Here is a 3482-nt window from a genome sequence, read left to right on the forward strand (position 1 = left end):
GCCGTTTACTGGGGCTTCAATTCGCACCTTCGCTTACGCTAACCGGTCCCCTTAACGTTCCAGCACCGGGCAGGCGTCAGTCCGTATACATCGCCTTACGGCTTCGCACGGACCTGTGTTTTTAGTAAACAGTCGCTTCTCGCTGGTCTCTGCGGCCACCCCCAGCTCACCGAGTAAATCGGATCACCAGTGATGGCCCCCCTTCTCCCGAAGTTACGGGGGCATTTTGCCGAGTTCCTTAACCATAGTTCACCCGAACGCCTCGGTATTCTCTACCTGACCACCTGAGTCGGTTTAGGGTACGGGCCGCCATGAAACTCGCTAGAGGCTTTTCTCGACAGCATAGGATCATCCACTTCACCACAATCGGCTCGGCATCAGGTCTCAGACTATATGCACGACGGATTTGCCTACCGTGCGTCCTACACCCTTACCCCGGGACAACCACCGCCCGGGCTGGACTACCTTCCTGCGTCACCCCATCGCTTACCTACTACAAGTCTGGTTCATCGGCTCCACCACTACCCTCAACTCCGAAGAGATCGGGCCGGCTTCACGGACTTAGCATCGCCTGATTCAGTACTGGGCGTTTCAAAGCGGGTACCGGAATATCAACCGGTTGTCCATCGACTACGCCTGTCGGCCTCGCCTTAGGTCCCGACTTACCCTGGGCAGATCAGCTTGACCCAGGAACCCTTAGTCAATCGGCGCACACGTTTCTCACGTGTGTATCGCTACTCATGCCTGCATTCTCACTCGTGAACCGTCCACAACTCGCTTCCGCGGCTGCTTCACCCGGCACACGACGCTCCCCTACCCATCCATACTCCCGTTGAGGATATGTGTATGAATGACACGACTTCGGCGGTACGCTTGAGCCCCGCTACATTGTCGGCGCGGAATCACTTGACCAGTGAGCTATTACGCACTCTTTCAAGGGTGGCTGCTTCTAAGCCAACCTCCTGGTTGTCTCTGCGACTCCACATCCTTTCCCACTTAGCGTACGCTTAGGGGCCTTAGTCGATGCTCTGGGCTGTTTCCCTCTCGACCATGGAGCTTATCCCCCACAGTCTCACTGCCGCGCTCTCACTTACCGGCATTCGGAGTTTGGCTAAGGTCAGTAACCCGGTAGGGCCCATCGCCTATCCAGTGCTCTACCTCCGGCAAGAAACACACGACGCTGCACCTAAATGCATTTCGGGGAGAACCAGCTATCACGGAGTTTGATTGGCCTTTCACCCCTAACCACAGGTCATCCCCCAGGTTTTCAACCCTGGTGGGTTCGGTCCTCCACGAAGTCTTACCTCCGCTTCAACCTGCCCATGGCTAGATCACTCCGCTTCGGGTCTAGAGCGTGCAACTCAAACGCCCTGTTCGGACTCGCTTTCGCTACGGCTTCCCCACACGGGTTAACCTCGCTACACACCGCTAACTCGCAGGCTCATTCTTCAAAAGGCACGCAGTCACGACTGACAGCACAAGTGCTGCCAGCGACGCTCCCACGGCTTGTAGGCACACGGTTTCAGGTACTATTTCACTCCGCTCCCGCGGTACTTTTCACCATTCCCTCACGGTACTATCCGCTATCGGTCACCAGGGAATATTTAGGCTTAGCGGGTGGTCCCGCCAGATTCACACGGGATTTCTCGGGCCCCGTGCTACTTGGGTGTCTCTCAAACGAGCCGTTAATGTTTCAGCTACGGGGGTCTTACCCTCTACGCCGGACCTTTCGCATGTCCTTCGCCTACATCAACGGTTTCTGACTCGTCTCACAGCCGGCAGACTGTGAAAGAGAGATCCCACAACCCCGCATGCGCAACCCCTGCCGGGTATCACACGCATACGGTTTGGCCTCATCCAGTTTCGCTCGCCACTACTCCCGGAATCACGGTTGTTTTCTCTTCCTGAGGGTACTGAGATGTTTCACTTCCCCTCGTTCCCTCCACACTGCCTATGTGTTCAGCAGCGGGTGACAGCCCATGACGACTGCCGGGTTTCCCCATTCGGAAACCCCCGGATCAAAGCTTGGTTGACAGCTCCCCGGGGACTATCGTGGCCTCCCACGTCCTTCATCGGTTCCTGGTGCCAAGGCATCCACCGTGCGCCCTTAAAAACTTGGCCACAGATGCTCGCGTCCACTGTGCAGTTCTCAAACAACGACCAGCCACCCACCACCCCACCCGAAACCGGATGAGTTCACTGGGGCCGGATCAGAAGGACAGCCACAATCGGCCGTACCCTCAGATACCCAACAACGTGCCCGGCCCGACCGATCTCTCACCACGTTCCACGCCGAAGCAGTACTAGCAGTGATCAACCTGTCGTGCCGAATAGTCAACGTTCCACCCATGAGCTGACCACCGTCGAACATTTGCCGACGTAGTGGCTCTGGATTCCTTGCGGAATCTAGATGCTCCTTAGAAAGGAGGTGATCCAGCCGCACCTTCCGGTACGGCTACCTTGTTACGACTTCGTCCCAATCGCCAGTCCCACCTTCGACAGCTCCCTCCCACAAGGGGTTGGGCCACCGGCTTCGGGTGTTACCGACTTTCGTGACGTGACGGGCGGTGTGTACAAGGCCCGGGAACGTATTCACCGCAGCAATGCTGATCTGCGATTACTAGCAACTCCGACTTCATGGGGTCGAGTTGCAGACCCCAATCCGAACTGAGACCGGCTTTTTGAGATTCGCTCCGCCTCGCGGCATCGCAGCTCATTGTACCGGCCATTGTAGCACGTGTGCAGCCCAAGACATAAGGGGCATGATGACTTGACGTCGTCCCCACCTTCCTCCGAGTTGACCCCGGCAGTCTCCTGTGAGTCCCCATCACCCCGAAGGGCATGCTGGCAACACAGAACAAGGGTTGCGCTCGTTGCGGGACTTAACCCAACATCTCACGACACGAGCTGACGACAGCCATGCACCACCTGTATACCGACCACAAGGGGGGCACCATCTCTGATGCTTTCCGGTATATGTCAAGCCTTGGTAAGGTTCTTCGCGTTGCGTCGAATTAAGCCACATGCTCCGCTGCTTGTGCGGGCCCCCGTCAATTCCTTTGAGTTTTAGCCTTGCGGCCGTACTCCCCAGGCGGGGAACTTAATGCGTTAGCTGCGGCACCGACGACGTGGAATGTCGCCAACACCTAGTTCCCAACGTTTACGGCGTGGACTACCAGGGTATCTAATCCTGTTCGCTCCCCACGCTTTCGCTCCTCAGCGTCAGTAATGGCCCAGAGATCCGCCTTCGCCACCGGTGTTCCTCCTGATATCTGCGCATTTCACCGCTACACCAGGAATTCCGATCTCCCCTACCACACTCTAGCTAGCCCGTATCGAATGCAGACCCGGGGTTAAGCCCCGGGCTTTCACATCCGACGTGACAAGCCGCCTACGAGCTCTTTACGCCCAATAATTCCGGACAACGCTTGCGCCCTACGTATTACCGCGGCTGCTGGCACGTAGTTAGCCGGCGCTTCTTC

General features: G+C 57.2%; 2 rRNA genes. Both read right to left on the reverse strand.

The features are described from left to right. Positions 1–2121 (reverse strand): 23S ribosomal RNA (locus ACFC14_RS18825); the annotation flags it as partial. Between the two features lie 300 nt (positions 2122–2421). Continuing rightward, positions 2422–3482 (reverse strand): 16S ribosomal RNA (locus ACFC14_RS18830); the annotation flags it as partial.

This window comes from Microbacterium sp. NPDC055988 (assembly GCF_042269505.1).
Classification (GTDB): domain Bacteria; phylum Actinomycetota; class Actinomycetes; order Actinomycetales; family Microbacteriaceae; genus Microbacterium.